The following is a 15,032-nucleotide window of genomic DNA, read 5'->3' on the forward strand; positions in this document are numbered from 1 at the left end:
ATAGTACGGCAGCGACCGGTTGCGGGCAAATGCCACCGGGCCCGATCATTGACTGCCGTTTCCGCGAGGAAAGCGCCAGCTTGCGGGAAGATCCACTGAAAAGCAGCGCCCGGCGCACACAAGCGCGGAGGCCGCACTACACTTGCGGTATTCACCATCCACGCATCGACCGAGGTTCGCCATGAATTCTGTCATCGCCAACGGCGCGCGCCGGCTCATGCTGGCGCTGGGCGCCGCCATGCTGTCTGCCTGCACCACGCTGATGCCGGTACCGGAAGGCACCAGGCTGGTGGGCCAGCCGCAGGCCGCAGTACAGGCTGCGTTCGGGCCGCCCACCGATGTGTTCCAGCTGCGCGACGGTACCTCGCGCTGGATCTACACCAAGCAGCCGCTGGGCCAGTACGCCTATGGTGCCGACTTCGACCGCAACGGCAACCTGACCCGCTTCAGCAATGTGCTGTCCACGCTGGAACTGTACAAGGCGCAGGTCGGCACCTGGACCAAGCAGGATGTGGCCGAGCATTTCGGCATGACGCGCCTGCCGGTCGAGTACTACCCGCTGATGCGGCGCGAGGTCTGGTCCTACCGCTTCCGCCATGAAGACGTGTGGCCGTCGCTGTACCACTTCTATTTCGACGACGCCGGCATCCTGCGCCAGACCCAGATCACGCCCGACCCGATGTACGACCCCGACGAGCGCCGCCGCTGAGCCATGAAAAAAGCCCGCCATCCCCGGGTCGGGAATGGCGGGCCTGGTCCGGACGCTCAGGCCGGGTAAGCCTTCCGCCGTTTACGCAGGGGCCTGGGTCAGATCTGCGGATTGATCTTTTGCACAGCCTTGTCGTGCAGCTTGTTCAGCGCGGCCAGGTAGGCCTTGGCCGAGGCGGCGACGATATCCGGGTCGGTGCCCACGCCGTTGACGATGCGGCCGGCCTTGGACAGGCGCACGGTGACTTCGCCCTGGGCCTCGGTGCCGCCGGTGATGGCATTCACCGAATAGAGCACCATCTCTGCGCCGCTGGACACGCGTGATTCAATCGCATGCAGGGTGGCGTCGACCGGACCGTTGCCCTCGCCCTCGCCGCTCTGCTCCTGGCCGTCCATGCTGAACACCACGCGCGCATGCGGGCGCTCACCGGTCTCGGAGCGCTGCGACAGCGAGATAAAGCGGAAGTGCTCGTTGGCATCGTGCTGGGCCTCGTTCGAGACGATGGCGACGATGTCCTCGTCGAAGATCTCGGCCTTCTGGTCGGCCAATTCCTTGAAGCGGGTGAAGGCGGCGTTGACTTCGGTTTCGCTTTCAAGCTCGATGCCAAGCTCCTGCAGGCGCTGCTTGAAGGCATTGCGGCCCGACAGCTTGCCCAGCACGATCTTGTTGGCGCTCCAGCCCACATCCTCCGCACGCATGATCTCGTAGGTGTCGCGCGCCTTGAGCACGCCATCCTGGTGGATGCCCGAGGCATGCGCGAAGGCATTGGCACCCACGACGGCCTTGTTCGGCTGCACCACGAAACCGGTGATCTGCGACACCAGCTTCGAGGCCGGCACGATCTGCGTGGTATCCACGCCGATATCGAGGTCGAAATAGTCGCGGCGGGTCTTCACCGCCATCACCACTTCTTCCAGGCTGGTGTTGCCGGCGCGCTCGCCCAGGCCGTTGATGGTGCATTCGATCTGGCGCGCGCCCGCCATCTTGACGGCGGCCAGCGAGTTGGCCACGGCCATGCCCAGGTCGTTATGGCAGTGCACCGACCAGATCGCCTTGTCCGAGTTGGGAATGCGCTCGCGCACCGAGCGGATCAGCTCGGCGTAGCCTTCCGGCACGGCATAGCCCACGGTATCCGGCAGGTTGATGGTGGTCGCACCCTCGGCGATCACGCCTTCCAGCACGCGGCACAGGAAGTCCATGTCCGAGCGGCTGCCGTCTTCCGGCGAGAACTCGATATCGTCGGTGAACTGGCGCGCAAAGCGCACCGCCAGGCGGGCCTGCTGGTACACCTCGTCCGGCGTCATGCGCAGCTTCTTCTCCATGTGCAGCGCGGAGGTGGCGATGAAGGTGTGGATGCGGAACGAGTTGGCCGGCTTGAGCGCCTCGGCGGCGCGGGCAATGTCCTTGTCGTTGGCACGGGCCAGCGAGCAGATGGTCGAGTCCTTGACCACCTGCGCGATCGAGCGGATGGCCTCGAAGTCGCCGTTGGAGCTCGCCGCGAAACCGGCCTCGATCACATCGACCTTCAGGCGTTCCAGCTGGCGTGCGATGCGGATCTTTTCCTCGCGGGTCATCGAGGCGCCGGGCGACTGCTCGCCGTCACGCAAGGTGGTGTCGAAAATGATGAGTTTGTCAGACATTTTGTGGAGCTCCTGATTGCTTGTCGTGTGCTGTCCCCGGCATGCTGCGTCCGGGGCCTACCGCCTGTTCCGCGCTCCACGGCTGTGGAATGCAAAACGCCCCGGCGTGCATGGAGCAGGCCGGGGCGTTGGAAAAATTCCTTGCGGATTTCGCGCTAAGGGGTAAGTCCGTCCTTAGCGCGCGCGCGTCCCGACCTGATGGCCTAGTAGGCCACCTAGGGTGGTGCGGGCGATTAGGACTTGGCGCGAAATCATGCCCGCGACTATAGCCGAGTTGGCGCGCCCGTGCAATACAGGGTTTAGCCCATATTGCCCGGACGCGCCAGCGGCACGGATCAGCCCTTGGGCGGAATGCGCAGCTTCTGGCCCGGATAGATCTTGTCCGGGTGGCTCAGCATCGGCTTGTTGGCCTCGAAGATCTTGTTGTACTCGGCACCGTTGCCGTAAGCAGCCTGGGAGATCGCCCACAGCGTGTCGCCCTTGACCACGGTATGCCAGCTCGATTCCGCGGACTCGACGTTGACGGACATCTTGTCCTCGACCTTGTCCACGCCCTCGACATTGCCGGCGCACAGGATGATCTTCTCGCGCGTGGCCTGGTCCGGTGCCACGCCGAACACGGTGACCAGCCCCTGCGAGCCGTCCACCTGCACCATCAGCCCGGTGGCATCCAGGCCCATCTTCCTGATGTAGCCCTCGATCGCATCGCCCGCGGCGCGATTGGCGGCATCGACCTTCTCCGCCGACGCATCCGCCGCGGCGGCCTCTTGCGCGGCCTTGGCCTCGCCCGTGCCGAACAGCTTTTCTCCCGCTTCCTTGATGAAGTCGAACATGCCCATGACATCCTCCTGACGGTGAGTGGAAAACACTGCAGAGTGCCACGCCTTGATGGCCGCGGCATGAAAACAATTGTGAATCCGGAAATGCATGAAGGGCGCCTGAGCGCCCTTCTGCCTGAAACGTCTAAGAAGCCTTGCCGCCGTTCTCGCGCTGCTTCTTCTCGATGGCCGGCTTGCCGTGCATCGCCCGCCAGGCCCATAGCACATAGCCCGAGATCGCATAGGCCACGAACAGGCCGAACAGCGCCACCGGCGGATCGGTGGACACCACCACGAACAGCACCAGGACCAGCACCATCATGCCGAACGGCACGCGGTAGCGAACGTCAAGCGCCTTGCCGCTGTAGAACGGCGCGTTGGACACCATCGACAGGCCGGCGTACAGCGTGATGCCGAACGCCACCCACGGCATCCACAGCTCCTTGACCGGCAGCTTGTTGTCGATCACCAGCCAGACGAAGCCCGCGACCAGCGCGGCGGCGGCCGGGCTGGGCAGGCCCTGGAAGAAGCGCTTGTCTACCACGCCGATGTTGGCGTTGAAGCGCGCCAGGCGCAGCGCAGCGCAGGTGCAGTAGACAAAGGCTGCGATCCACCCCCACTTGCCCAGGTCATGCAGGATCCACTCATACATCACCAGCGCCGGCGCAACCCCGAAAGAGGTCATGTCCGACAGCGAGTCATACTGCTCGCCAAACGCACTCTGCGTATTGGTGATGCGCGCCACGCGCCCGTCCATGCCGTCCAGCACCATCGCCGCGAAGATGGCGATGGCCGCCGCATCGAAGCGCATGTTCATGGCCTGGACGATGGCGAAGAAACCCGCGAACAGCGCCGCAGTGGTGAACGCGTTGGGCAGCAGGTAGATGCCGCGCCGGCGCGGACGCTGATAGACGATGTCGTGGTCGTCGGCGGCTTCGTCATCGAAGTTGTCGTCGGCGCCGCGCAGCTGGTTATGGCGGAACGGCCGCAGGTGGGTCACGTTGCCGCTGCTGCTGCGCTTGTTACGTCGATGGAAGGCAACCATCACAGTCCTCCGGTCAGGCTGTCTCTCACTTCACGTCGAGTTCGGCGAGGATGGTCGACGAGGCCGATACCTTCTCGCCGATGGTCACGCGCGGACGCGCATCGAGCGGCAGGTAGACGTCCACGCGCGAGCCGAAGCGGATAAAGCCGTAGCGCTGGCCGCGCGAGAGGTTGTCGCCCACCTTGGTGTAGCACAGGATGCGGCGAGCCACCAGGCCGGCCACCTGCACCAGCGTCACCAGCTGGCCGTCCGCAGCGCGCCGGATCAGCACGGCATTGCGCTCGTTCTCGACCGAGGCCTTGTCCATGTCGGCGTTGACGAACTTGCCGGGGAAATATTCGACCTTCTCGACCGCGCCATCGACCGAGACCCGGTTCGAGTGCACGTTGAAGACGTTCATGAAGACGCTGATCTTCAGCGCCTCGCGGCCGGCGTACGGGTCCTGGGTCTTTTCGACCACGACGATGCGGCCGTCCGCGGGGGCCAGCACCGCGTTGGGCTGCGACGGGATCGGGCGCGGCGGATCGCGGAAGAACTGGAGCACGAATACCGTGATGATCCACAACGGCAACGCCCACCAGAAGCCCGCGCTGGCGTGCACCAGCAGCGAGATGACAAAGGCGCCGGCCAGGAACGGCCAGCCTTCACGGGCGATCAGCGGATGAGGATAGTTCATGCAGTACAGGTGTCGGTGGATACAAGACCATGGCAAGGCGGCGCGGCGGCGGCAATAGCCGCCATCGGGCGGCGCCCCCGTGGTCGCGGAGCAGGATAATGCACGCCTTGCCCAAAGTCTGACAAGCATAACAAAAAGCCGTTCAGGTCCCGCGACTCCCCTCTGATAATAGAAGGGCGTGGCACGGAACGCTGAACGGCTTCGGCCCGCCGCCGTGCGGCGCGGGCCATCAGACAGCGATGCAGCTTAGTTCTTCGACTGGTCGACCATCTTGTTCTTGGCGATCCACGGCATCATCGCGCGCAGCTTGGCACCCACTTCCTCGATCTGGTGCTCGGCCGTCAGGCGGCGGCGCGAGATCAGCGTCGGGGCGCCGGCCTTGTTCTCCAGCAGGAAGCTCTTGGCGTACTCGCCGGTCTGGATGTCGGTCAGGCACTGCTTCATCGCCTTCTTGGTCTCTTCGGTCACCACGCGCGGGCCGGTGACGTACTCACCATATTCCGCGTTGTTGGAGATCGAATAGTTCATGTTGGCGATGCCGCCTTCGTAGATCAGGTCGACGATCAGCTTCAGTTCGTGCAGGCACTCGAAGTAGGCCATTTCCGGCGCGTAGCCGGCTTCCACCAGGGTTTCGAAGCCAGCCTTGATCAGCTCGACGGTACCGCCGCACAGCACGGCCTGCTCGCCGAACAGGTCGGTTTCGGTTTCTTCGCGGAAGTTGGTCTCGATGATGCCGGCACGGCCGCCGCCGTTGGCGGTGGCGTACGACAGCGCGATGTCACGGGCGGCGCCGGACTTGTTCTGGTGCACGGCGATCAGGTGCGGCACGCCGCCACCTTGCGTGTACGTGGCGCGCACGGTGTGGCCCGGGGCCTTCGGCGCGATCATGATCACGTCCAGGTCGGCGCGCGGGATCACGGCACCGTAGTGCACGTTGAAGCCGTGGGCAAAGGCCAGCGCCGCGCCTTCCTTGATGTTGTCGTGCACTTCGTTCTTGTACACGTCGGCGATCTGCTCGTCCGGCAGCAGGATCATGACCACGTCGGCACCCTTGACGGCCTCGGCCACTTCCTTCACTTGCAGGCCGGCGTTGGCAGCCTTGTTCCACGACGCGCCGCTCTTGCGCAGGCCGACCGTCACATTGACGCCCGAATCCTTCAGGTTCAGCGCGTGGGCATGGCCCTGCGAGCCATAGCCGATGATGGTGACGTTCTTGCCCTTGATCAGGGAGAGGTCGGCGTCCTTGTCGTAAAACACTTTCATGATGATTCCTTCAATCTCTGTCTTTTGTATGAGGGGGGCGGCATCCTCGGACGCATCGTGTGCGTCCGGATCGCGCCGCCCCGGGGATGCTGCGTGAAGCCGTATGGGTGAGCCGGGGCCCGGTCAGACCTTCAGGATGCGCTCGCCGCGGCCGATGCCCGAGCCGCCGGTACGGACGGTCTCGAGGATGGCGGTGCGGTCGATGGCGTCCAGGAACGCATCGAGCTTGACGCCGTTGCCGGTCAGCTCGATGGTGTAGGTCTTCTCGGTGACATCGATGATGCGGCCGCGGAAGATGTCGGCGGTGCGCTTCATTTCCTCGCGCTCCTTGCCCACCGCGCGCACCTTGACGAGCATCAGCTCGCGTTCGATGTGCGCGCCTTCGGTCAGGTCGACCACCTTGACCACTTCCACCAGGCGGTTCAGGTGCTTGGTGATCTGCTCGATCACGTCATCCGAGCCGGAGGTGACAATGGTCATGCGCGACAGCGAGGCATCCTCGGTGGGTGCCACGGTCAGCGTCTCGATGTTATAGCCGCGGGCCGAGAACAGGCCCACCACGCGCGACAGCGCGCCCGGTTCGTTTTCCAGCAGGACCGAAATGATGTGACGCATTACAGGTCCTCCGCGCCGAGCAGCATTTCGGAAATGCCCTTGCCCGCCTGGACCATCGGCCAGACGTTTTCGGTGGGATCGGTCTGGAAGTCCAGGAACACGGTACGGTCCTTCAGGCGGAACGCCTCGCGCAGCGCCGGCTCGACGTCCGACGTCTTCTCGACGCGCATGCCGACGTGCCCGTAGGCCTCGGCCAGCTTGACGAAATCGGGCAGCGCGTCCATGTAGGAGTGCGAGTAACGGTTGTCGTACTCGATCTCCTGCCACTGGCGCACCATGCCCAGGTAGCCATTATTGAGCGAGCAGATCTTCACCGGGGTGTCGTACTGCAGGCAGGTCGACAGTTCCTGGATGCACATCTGGATCGAGCCTTCACCGGTGATGGTGACGACTTCCTTTTCCGGGAATGCCTTCTTGATGCCCATCGCGTACGGCAGGCCCACGCCCATCGTGCCCAGGCCGCCGGAATTGATCCAGCGGCGCGGCTCGTCGAACTTGTAGAACTGCGCGGCCCACATCTGGTGCTGGCCGACGTCGGAGCAGATAAAGGCGTCGCCCTTGGTCAGTTCCCAGATCTTTTCCACCACGTACTGCGGCTTGATGATCTCGGAGCTGCGGTCGTACTTCAGGCAGTCCACCGAACGCCATTGCTCGATCTGCTCCCACCATTTGGCGAGCGCTTCGCGCTTGGGCTTGATATCGCTGGCCTTGATCTGGGCGATCAGTTCCTGCAGCACGTCCTTGACGTTGCCGACGATGGGGATGTCGACCTTGACGCGCTTGGAGATCGACGACGGATCGATGTCGATATGGATGATCTTGCGCGCCTGCGAGGTGAAGTGCGCCGGGTTGCCGATCACGCGGTCGTCGAAGCGGGCACCGATGGCGATCAGCACGTCGCAGTTCTGCATGGCCATGTTGGCTTCATACGTGCCGTGCATGCCGAGCATGCCGACGAACTGCTTGCTGGTGCCGGGGAACGCGCCCAGGCCCATCAGCGTGTTGGTCACCGGGTGGCCGGTCAGCGCCGCCAGCTGGCGCAGCTCGTCGCTGGCATTGGCCAGCACCACGCCGCCGCCGGTGTAGATATACGGACGCTCGGCGCCTTGCAGCAGGGCCACGGCCTTGCGGATCTGGCCCGAGTGGCCCTTGTTCACCGGGTTGTACGAGCGCATGTCGATCGACTTGGGGTACTCGTACTTGCAGGCATTGCGCGAGACATCCTTGGGGATGTCCACCACCACCGGGCCCGGACGGCCGGTCGCGGCAATGAAGAACGCCTTCTTGATGGTCGCGGCGAGGTCGCGCACGTCCTTCACCAGGAAGTTGTGCTTGACGATCGGGCGGGTAATGCCGACCGTGTCGCACTCCTGGAAGGCGTCCTGGCCAATGGCGTGGGTCGGCACGTTGCCGGTGATCACCACCATCGGGATCGAGTCGAGGTACGCGGTGGCAATACCGGTGACGGCATTGGTCACGCCGGGACCGGAGGTCACCAGCGCCACGCCCACCTTGCCGGTTGCCCGTGCATAGCCGTCTGCGGCATGAACCGCGGCCTGCTCGTGGCGCACCAGGATGTGCTCGAACTTGGTTTGCTTGTGGAGCTCGTCGTAGATATACAGCACTGCGCCGCCGGGGTAGCCCCAGACGTACTCGACGCCTTCTTCAGCAAGTGCGTGAACGAGAATTTCCGCCCCGATCATTTCGGGTGCGGCAGATGAATTGCTGTCTGCGTGGGAGAATTCCGCGCTGGGCATGTTCATTTCAGTCCTTTGCAATTTTCGGCAAAAAATTGTTTGGATGCTCTCTGCCGGGCTTGTGGCTCGGGTTCAAGCGGTGCGCGTCTGCATGGAAGACCGCCTCATAAGCGGCCGGATGAGACAACCACTGATGTCGTGTGAACCGACGATGATACTGCAATGCACCAGCGCGGTCTACGGTTGTTTTTGCCCTGCGCATGAGGGATTTTCCGGAGTTGCGGCGGATTTTTTGCGCGCCGCAATGTATTTGCAGTAATACAAAGTGGTACAGGGGGTCGTTTTTTTGCTAGCATCGCAGCACCTCGAATGTGCCACGGGCCGTACGCAGCACATTCACCAGAACCGGGCATTTGTCCCGCAGCAACGAGCCGCAACCGCCCGAATGGCCACCGACCAGGAACTGTCCGATTTTCTTGCCAGCGTCGAGCGCCGCGCCTTCAAGCAGGCCGTATTTGCGGTCCGCGACGACGACGCCGCGCTGGACATTGTCCAGGACGCCATGATCAAGCTGGCCGAGAAGTACGGCGACAAAGGCGCCGCCGAGCTGGCGCCGCTGTTCCAGCGCATCCTGCAGAACACCATCCACGACTGGTTCCGCCGCCAGAAGGTGCGCAACACCTGGGTCTCGCTGTTTTCCAGCCTGCGCGACGACCGCGACGGCGACGACAATGACCTGCTTGAGACGCTGGAGGCACAGGCCGGCTCCGAATCGGCCGAAAGCAGCGCCGACAAGGTCGAGCGCGCCCAGGTCATGCACATCATCGAGCAGGAAATCCAGCGCCTGCCGACGCGTCAACGCGAGGCATTCCTGATGCGTTACTGGGAAGATATGGACGTCGCCGAAACCGCCGCCGTAATGGGGTGCTCCGAAGGCAGCGTCAAGACGCACTGTTCCCGTGCCACGCATACACTTGCGCAGGCCCTGCGCGCACGGGGGGTCCGACTATGAGCAGAAACGAAAAAGAAATCCGCGAACGCCGGTTTGCCCAAGAGATTCGGGCGGCACTCGATGCCGGCACCGACGACCTGCCGGCCGACATCACCGAAAGGCTCGCCGCTGCGCGCCGGATGGCGGTCGCCCGCAAGAAGGCCGAGGCGCCCGTGCTGGTCCCGCAACTGGCCATGCCCGGCGCGCACGTCCCGCTGTTTGATGAAGACAGCTCCCCGCTGTACCGCGCCGGCGCCTGGCTGCGCCGCCTTGGCCTGATCTGGACGCTGGTGGCGCTGGCCGCCGGCCTGATCGGTATCTATCACTGGCAGGAGCAGAAGCGCATCGAGGAACTGGCCGATATCGACGCCGCCATGCTGCTCGACGACCTGCCGCCCACGGCCTACGCCGACGAGGGCTTCCACGTATTCCTGAAGCGCGGGCAATAGCATGGCGCGCGCAATATTCCACCCCGACGCCTTGCGCCGCCGGCTGGCCGCGCTGCTGGCCGGTGCCGGCGCAGCCGCCTGCTGGGGCCTGCTGCCGCCCGCGGCGCATGCCCAGGGGGCTTCGGCGGTGACAGCGCCTGCGGCCGCGCAGGCAACCAATGCCCGGCCGGCCTGGGCCGATCTGAGCCCGGTCAACCAGCGCATCCTGGCCCCGCTGCAGCCGCTGTGGGACAGCCTGCCGGAACTGAACCGCCACAAGTGGCTGCGCATCGCCGAGCGCTACCCCAAGTTCTCCCCGGCCGAGCAGGCCCGGCTGCAGGCGCGCATGGCGGAATGGGTCAAGATGACCCCGCAGCAACGCCGGCTGGCGCGCGAGAACTACCAGATCACCCGCTCGCTGCCGGCCGAGAAAAAGGCCGAGGCCTGGGACAAGTACCAGCAGCTGCCTGAAGAGCAGAAAAAGAAGCTGGCCGCCACCGACCACGTGCCGCGCCGCCCCGGCGCTGTCAGCGCGCTGCCCAGCGGCAAGCGCCTGCCCAGCGAAACCAGCCGCGAGTTCCACCGCGAGCCGAAATCGGCCAGCGCCGCAGCGGGTCGCAGTGGCCACGCTGCCGGCAAGCCCGCCAGCGAAGCCCAGGCGCAACCGGCCTCCGCGCCCGCGGCCGTGACCGCCGCCTCGGCGCCGGCCGCCTCGGCACCGGCAGCGCTCGCCGCACCGGCATCCGCAGCCGAGGTCGCCACCGAAGCGGCCGCGGCTTCCGACGCCACCGTGCGCCAGTAATCCCCACGTCATTTGGCATAATGGCCGTCTCACGCCGGCCAGCGCAGCAAGGCCGGCCCCGACTGACCCGCGCCGGCACCGCCACGCCCCCGTGCGCCAGCCCAGCCTTCTTCGCCTTCCATGCCCGCTGCCACCCTCGATCCCAAGCCCGCCGCAGCCGCCCGCCCCGCCGCCCCGCCCTTGCGCCGACGCATCGCCTGCATGCTCTATGAGGGCGTGCTGCTGTTCGGCGTGCTGAGCGCCTCGACCGCTGCCTACCTGCTGGTGCAACCGCTGCTGCAGAAGCTTGGTGTGGACGGGCCGCTCGTGATCCAGGTGTGGAGCTTCCTGGTGATGGGCCTGTATTTCACCTGGTTCTGGCAACGCAACGGCCAGACCCTGGCCATGCAGACCTGGCGCATGCGCGTCGAGAACGCCGCCGGCGTGCCGCCGCGCTGGCCGCAGGCGGCGCTGCGCTACGTGCTGGCATGGCTGTGGCTGCCGCCATCGGCGGCAGTCGGCCATATGCTGGGGCTGGTCAAGGGGCCGTTCGTAGCGGTGCTGTGCGCCGGCCTGCTGGTCTGGGTCCTGCTGGCGTGGCTGGATCCGCGCCGCCAGTTCCTGCATGACCGCCTGGCCGGCACGCGGCTGACCGACCTGCGCCCGCCCAAGCCATGAGCCTGTCGGCTGCCGGCATCCGCCGCCTTGCGGTGACCTTGCAGGCAGCCGCCGCGCTGGGCATCGCCGCCGGGCTGGTGCAACTGGCCGGATGGCCATGGCCCGGCGCGGTCGCCGCCGGTGTGGCGGCCATCCTCGGCAGCTTCGCCAGCGGCATTGCCTTCGCTTTCGCCCTGAGCGGGCGCGGCCTGTGGGTCGGACGCGGCAATCACCCGCCCGCACCACCGCTTGAACTCGCCGCCACGCGCCGTCCGCTGCGCCTGCCTGAGGCGTTGCGCTGCTTTGCGGCCGAGTGCGTGGCCGTGCTGCGCATGTTCGACTGGCTGCAGCCATTCCGCGCGCACGCGCCCTTTGCCGCACCGCTCGATGCCCTGCCCGGCCGCGACGCCCCGCCGGTGCTGCTGGTGCACGGCTACGCCTGCGGGCAGGCCATCTGGCTCGACATGCAGCCGGCACTGGCCGCCGCTGGCTACCGCTGCGAGGGGATCGAGCTCAAGCCGGTGTTCGGCGACATCGACGACTACGCGCGCACGCTGCTGGCCGCCATGCGGCGCATCACAGCCGAGGCCGGACGCCCGCCGCTGCTGGTCTGCCACAGCATGGGCGGGCTGGCCGCGCGCGCCGCGCTGCAGCTGGCGGGCGACGAAGACGTCTGCGCCGGCGTGGTGACGCTGGGCAGCCCCCACCACGGCAGCGCGCTGGCGCGCTTTGGCGGCGGCGCCAATGCGCGCCAGATGCGTTGCGGCAGCCCCTGGCTGCGCGCGCTCGCCGCCGCGGAAACCCCGCGCCGCCGTGCGCGCATGATCTCGATCTTCAGCTGGCATGACTCGATCGCCGGGCCGCCTTGCACCGGCTGGCTCGACGGCGCCGGGCATATTGCGCTGGCCGGCATCGGTCATGTCACGCTGCTGCGCCATCCCGCCGCGGTGCGTGCGGTACTCGACGCCCTCGCGGAGCTGTCCGCGCGCGGGCACTGACACCTGCGCCAGCCAGGACTGTTCCACTTCCGCCACGATTCATATGTCAGTCATGTTTCCGTCACGGCACCGTCATCGCGGGCTGGCTGAATGCAGCCATCGCCGCAACCGGGACTGCCATGGTGCAAGCAATCCGATCTGCCCGCGGGTATTTGTCGAAGACCGCGCAACTGACGCAATGGCTGCGCCGCAGCCCTGACAGCGACAGCGCCGCGCCGCTGACCGCCTTCATGGCGCCGGCCCTGGATGCCGCGCTGGCACCCCAGCGCGAACAGCAGCAGACCTACCCGCCCGAGCCGCACCCGATCCAGCGCTACCGCGCCATCTGGCTGTCGGACATCCACCTGGGCACGCCCGGCTGCCAGGCCAACTACCTGCTGGACTTCCTCAAGCACAACGAATCCGACCAGCTCTACCTGGTCGGCGACATCATCGACGGCTGGCAGCTGCGCCGCGGCTGGTACTGGCCGCAAAGCCACAACGACGTGGTGCAGAAGCTGCTGCGCAAGGCGCGCAAGGGCACTGAAGTGATCTACGTTCCCGGCAACCACGACGAGGCCGCGCGCCAGTTCGACGGCATGGCCTTCGGCGACATCACCGTGCGCGAAGAGGCGGTGCATGTCACCGCCTCCGGGCGCCGGCTGTGGGTGGTGCACGGCGACCTGTTCGACGGCGTGGTGCAGCACGCGCGCTGGCTGGCCTACCTCGGCGATTCGCTGTACACGGTGATCCTGGCGCTGAACCGCCACTTCAACCGGCTGCGCGCGCGCCTGGGCTTCCCGTACTGGTCGCTGTCGCAGTTCCTCAAGCACCAGGTCAAGAACGCCGTCAACTACATCGGCGCCTTCGAGAGCGCGATGGTCGATGAAGCGCGCCGCCGCGGCTGCGATGGCGTGGTCTGCGGCCATATCCACAAGGCCGAGATCCGCGAGGTCAATGGCCAGCTCTACTGCAACGACGGCGACTGGGTCGAAAGCCTGTCGGCACTGGTCGAGACCATGGAAGGCGAGCTGAAGATCGTCTACTGGACCACGCTGCTGGACGCGCCGGCCCCGGCCACGCGCCGCCGTCGCCGCGCCGCCGTGGCGGGCTGATCCCGGCCTGCCACCGTTTGCCCCAACCACATTGCCCTTCCACCGCGCCCGAGGAGGCTGCATGAAGATCCTGATCGTCACCGATGCCTGGGAACCGCAGGTCAACGGCGTGGTGCGCACGCTCAAGTCCACGCGCCGCGAACTCGAGGCCATGGGCCACACGGTCGACATGATCACGCCGCTGGAATTCCGCACCGTGCCGTGCCCGACCTACCCCGAGATCCGCCTGTCGCTGTTCCCGGCGGCGCGCGTGCAGCGCCGCATCGAGGCCTTCGCTCCGGACGCCCTGCATATCGCCACCGAAGGGCCGCTGGGCCTGGCCGCGCGGCGCCACGCGCTCCGCCGCCGGCTGCCCTTCACCACCGCCTACCACACGCGCTTTCCGGAATACGTGCAGGCGCGCTTCGGCATCCCGCTGGCATGGACGTACCGCTTCCTGCGCTGGTTCCACGGCCCGGCCCAGGCGGTGATGGCGCCCACCCCGGTGGTGCTGGACGACCTGCGGCGCTATGGCATCACCAACGCCGTGCTGTGGACGCGCGGCGTGGACCTGGACGTGTTCACGCTGCAGCGCCCCAACGTGCTCAACACCGCCCACCCGATCTTCCTGTACGTGGGCCGCGTGGCGGTGGAAAAGAACGTCGAGGCCTTCCTGGCGCTGGACCTGCCCGGCTCCAAGTGGGTGGTCGGCGACGGCCCGGCGCTGCCGGCGCTGCGCGCGCGCTATCCGGGCGCCAACTACCTGGGCGTGCTGAGCCAGCCCGAGCTGGCCCGGGTGTATGCTTCGGCTGATGTGTTCGTGTTCCCGAGCCGTACCGACACCTTCGGGCTGGTGCTGCTGGAAGCGCTGGCCAGCGGGCTGCCCGTGGCCGCCTATCCGGTCACCGGCCCGATCGATGTGCTGGGCGACAGCCCCGCCGGCGCGATGCACGAAGACCTGCGCGAAGCCTGCCTGGAAGCGCTGCGCATCGACCGCGCCACGGCACGTGCCCACGCCGAGCGGTTCTCGTGGCGCGCCGCCTCCGAGCAGTTCCTGGCCCATCTTCGGCCGTTCGCTGCCGGCAAGCCAGGCCGCGACAGCGCAGCGGCCCAACCCGCCCCGCAAAACCATGCCCAAACCCCATCCGGAACTGCCGTCCGACCCGCCTCTGCAGAGGCCGCCGCAGGCAGTCCAGAGCGCTGACTATTCGATCGAGCAGAACCCCCACAAGGCCAACCGCGGCCTGACGCGCGCCTGGCATGCGGCCATCAATTCGCTGTCGGGGCTGCGCTATGCGGTGCTCGAGGAAAGCGCGTTCCGCCAGGAGCTGACGCTGGTGGCAATCCTGGCGCCGTGGGCATTCCTGCTGCCGGTGGACGTGGTCGAGCGCATCCTGCTGCTGGGCACGCTGCTGGTGGTGCTGATCGTCGAGTTGCTCAATTCCAGCGTCGAGGCGGCAATCGACCGCATTTCGCTGGAGCGGCACAGCCTGTCCAAGCGTGCCAAGGATTTCGGCAGCGCCGCGGTAATGCTGGCGCTGGTGCTGTGCGGCGGCACCTGGGTCGCCATCGCCGGGCCGCACGTGGTGCGCTGGGTGCGGACGCTGGCGGGCTGATCCGTCACTCGCCGGGGATGCCGGA

Annotated in this window: 16 protein-coding genes; 9 read left to right on the forward strand and 7 right to left on the reverse strand. The window is 66.4% G+C overall.

All coding sequences use genetic code 11. The features are described from left to right. Positions 1 to 181: 181 nt before the first annotated feature. The gene (locus AC1Q6V_RS16405; protein ID WP_010809138.1) at positions 182 to 709 is read left to right on the forward strand and encodes a hypothetical protein; all 528 of its coding nucleotides are present in this window, start codon (positions 182 to 184) and stop codon (positions 707 to 709) included. A 98-nt stretch (positions 710 to 807) separates the two neighbouring features. Here AC1Q6V_RS16405 and AC1Q6V_RS16410 read toward each other — a convergent pair whose 3' ends face one another. The 7 genes from AC1Q6V_RS16410 to AC1Q6V_RS16440 form a co-directional block, all read right to left on the reverse strand. Next, positions 808 to 2,349, reverse strand: a complete 1,542-nt coding sequence (locus AC1Q6V_RS16410) for a 2-isopropylmalate synthase (RefSeq protein WP_010809139.1) — start codon at positions 2,347 to 2,349, stop codon at positions 808 to 810. 335 nt (positions 2,350 to 2,684) lie between these two features. Then, positions 2,685 to 3,188, reverse strand: coding sequence for a peptidoglycan-binding protein LysM (gene lysM / locus AC1Q6V_RS16415; RefSeq protein WP_010809140.1), 504 nt, complete (start codon positions 3,186 to 3,188; stop codon positions 2,685 to 2,687). Between the two features lie 124 nt (positions 3,189 to 3,312). After that, positions 3,313 to 4,212, reverse strand: coding sequence for a CDP-diacylglycerol--serine O-phosphatidyltransferase (gene pssA / locus AC1Q6V_RS16420; RefSeq protein WP_010809141.1), 900 nt, complete (start codon positions 4,210 to 4,212; stop codon positions 3,313 to 3,315). Positions 4,213 to 4,237: 25 nt separating this feature from the next. After that, positions 4,238 to 4,888, reverse strand: coding sequence for a phosphatidylserine decarboxylase (locus AC1Q6V_RS16425; RefSeq protein ID WP_010809142.1), 651 nt, complete (start codon positions 4,886 to 4,888; stop codon positions 4,238 to 4,240). A 246-nt stretch (positions 4,889 to 5,134) separates the two neighbouring features. Next, positions 5,135 to 6,151, reverse strand: coding sequence for a ketol-acid reductoisomerase (gene ilvC / locus AC1Q6V_RS16430; RefSeq protein ID WP_010809143.1), 1,017 nt, complete (start codon positions 6,149 to 6,151; stop codon positions 5,135 to 5,137). Between the two features lie 123 nt (positions 6,152 to 6,274). After that, positions 6,275 to 6,766, reverse strand: a complete 492-nt coding sequence (ilvN, locus tag AC1Q6V_RS16435; RefSeq protein WP_010809144.1) for an acetolactate synthase small subunit — start codon at positions 6,764 to 6,766, stop codon at positions 6,275 to 6,277. Continuing rightward, entirely contained in the window at positions 6,766 to 8,529 is a 1,764-nt protein-coding gene (locus AC1Q6V_RS16440; protein ID WP_041687231.1) for an acetolactate synthase 3 catalytic subunit, read from the reverse strand. The genes ilvN and AC1Q6V_RS16440 overlap by 1 nt, the downstream gene beginning before the upstream one ends. A 328-nt stretch (positions 8,530 to 8,857) precedes the next feature. Here AC1Q6V_RS16440 and AC1Q6V_RS16445 point away from each other — a divergent pair, with 328 nt between their 5' ends. The 8 genes from AC1Q6V_RS16445 to AC1Q6V_RS16480 all read left to right on the forward strand — a co-directional run bounded on the left by AC1Q6V_RS16445 (position 8,858) and on the right by AC1Q6V_RS16480 (position 15,007). Further along, positions 8,858 to 9,475, forward strand: coding sequence for an RNA polymerase sigma factor (locus AC1Q6V_RS16445; RefSeq protein ID WP_454749367.1), 618 nt, complete (start codon positions 8,858 to 8,860; stop codon positions 9,473 to 9,475). Further along, on the forward strand, positions 9,472 to 9,903 hold the full coding sequence (locus AC1Q6V_RS16450; protein WP_011614851.1) for a DUF3619 family protein: 432 nt from the start codon (positions 9,472 to 9,474) through the stop codon (positions 9,901 to 9,903). The genes AC1Q6V_RS16445 and AC1Q6V_RS16450 overlap by 4 nt, the downstream gene beginning before the upstream one ends. A 1-nt stretch (position 9,904) precedes the next feature. Beyond that, the gene (locus AC1Q6V_RS16455) at positions 9,905 to 10,684 is read left to right on the forward strand and encodes a DUF3106 domain-containing protein (RefSeq protein ID WP_454749330.1); all 780 of its coding nucleotides are present in this window, start codon (positions 9,905 to 9,907) and stop codon (positions 10,682 to 10,684) included. Between the two features lie 120 nt (positions 10,685 to 10,804). Continuing rightward, on the forward strand, positions 10,805 to 11,341 hold the full coding sequence (locus AC1Q6V_RS16460) for an RDD family protein (protein WP_011614849.1): 537 nt from the start codon (positions 10,805 to 10,807) through the stop codon (positions 11,339 to 11,341). Continuing rightward, positions 11,338 to 12,318, forward strand: a complete 981-nt coding sequence (locus tag AC1Q6V_RS16465; protein WP_454749329.1) for an esterase/lipase family protein — start codon at positions 11,338 to 11,340, stop codon at positions 12,316 to 12,318. Before AC1Q6V_RS16460 ends, AC1Q6V_RS16465 begins: the two co-directional genes overlap by 4 nt. Before the next feature lie 119 nt (positions 12,319 to 12,437). Beyond that, positions 12,438 to 13,412, forward strand: a complete 975-nt coding sequence (locus AC1Q6V_RS16470; RefSeq protein ID WP_011614848.1) for a UDP-2,3-diacylglucosamine diphosphatase — start codon at positions 12,438 to 12,440, stop codon at positions 13,410 to 13,412. A gap of 61 nt (positions 13,413 to 13,473) precedes the next feature. Beyond that, positions 13,474 to 14,595, forward strand: coding sequence for a glycosyltransferase family 4 protein (locus AC1Q6V_RS16475; protein WP_439671469.1), 1,122 nt, complete (start codon positions 13,474 to 13,476; stop codon positions 14,593 to 14,595). Beyond that, complete coding sequence (locus AC1Q6V_RS16480; RefSeq protein ID WP_010809153.1) at positions 14,522 to 15,007, forward strand: diacylglycerol kinase; 486 nt, start codon at positions 14,522 to 14,524, stop codon at positions 15,005 to 15,007. The genes AC1Q6V_RS16475 and AC1Q6V_RS16480 overlap by 74 nt, the downstream gene beginning before the upstream one ends. Positions 15,008 to 15,032: the final 25 nt, after the last annotated feature.

Source organism: Cupriavidus sp. GW823-FHT07B10 (assembly GCF_058794355.1).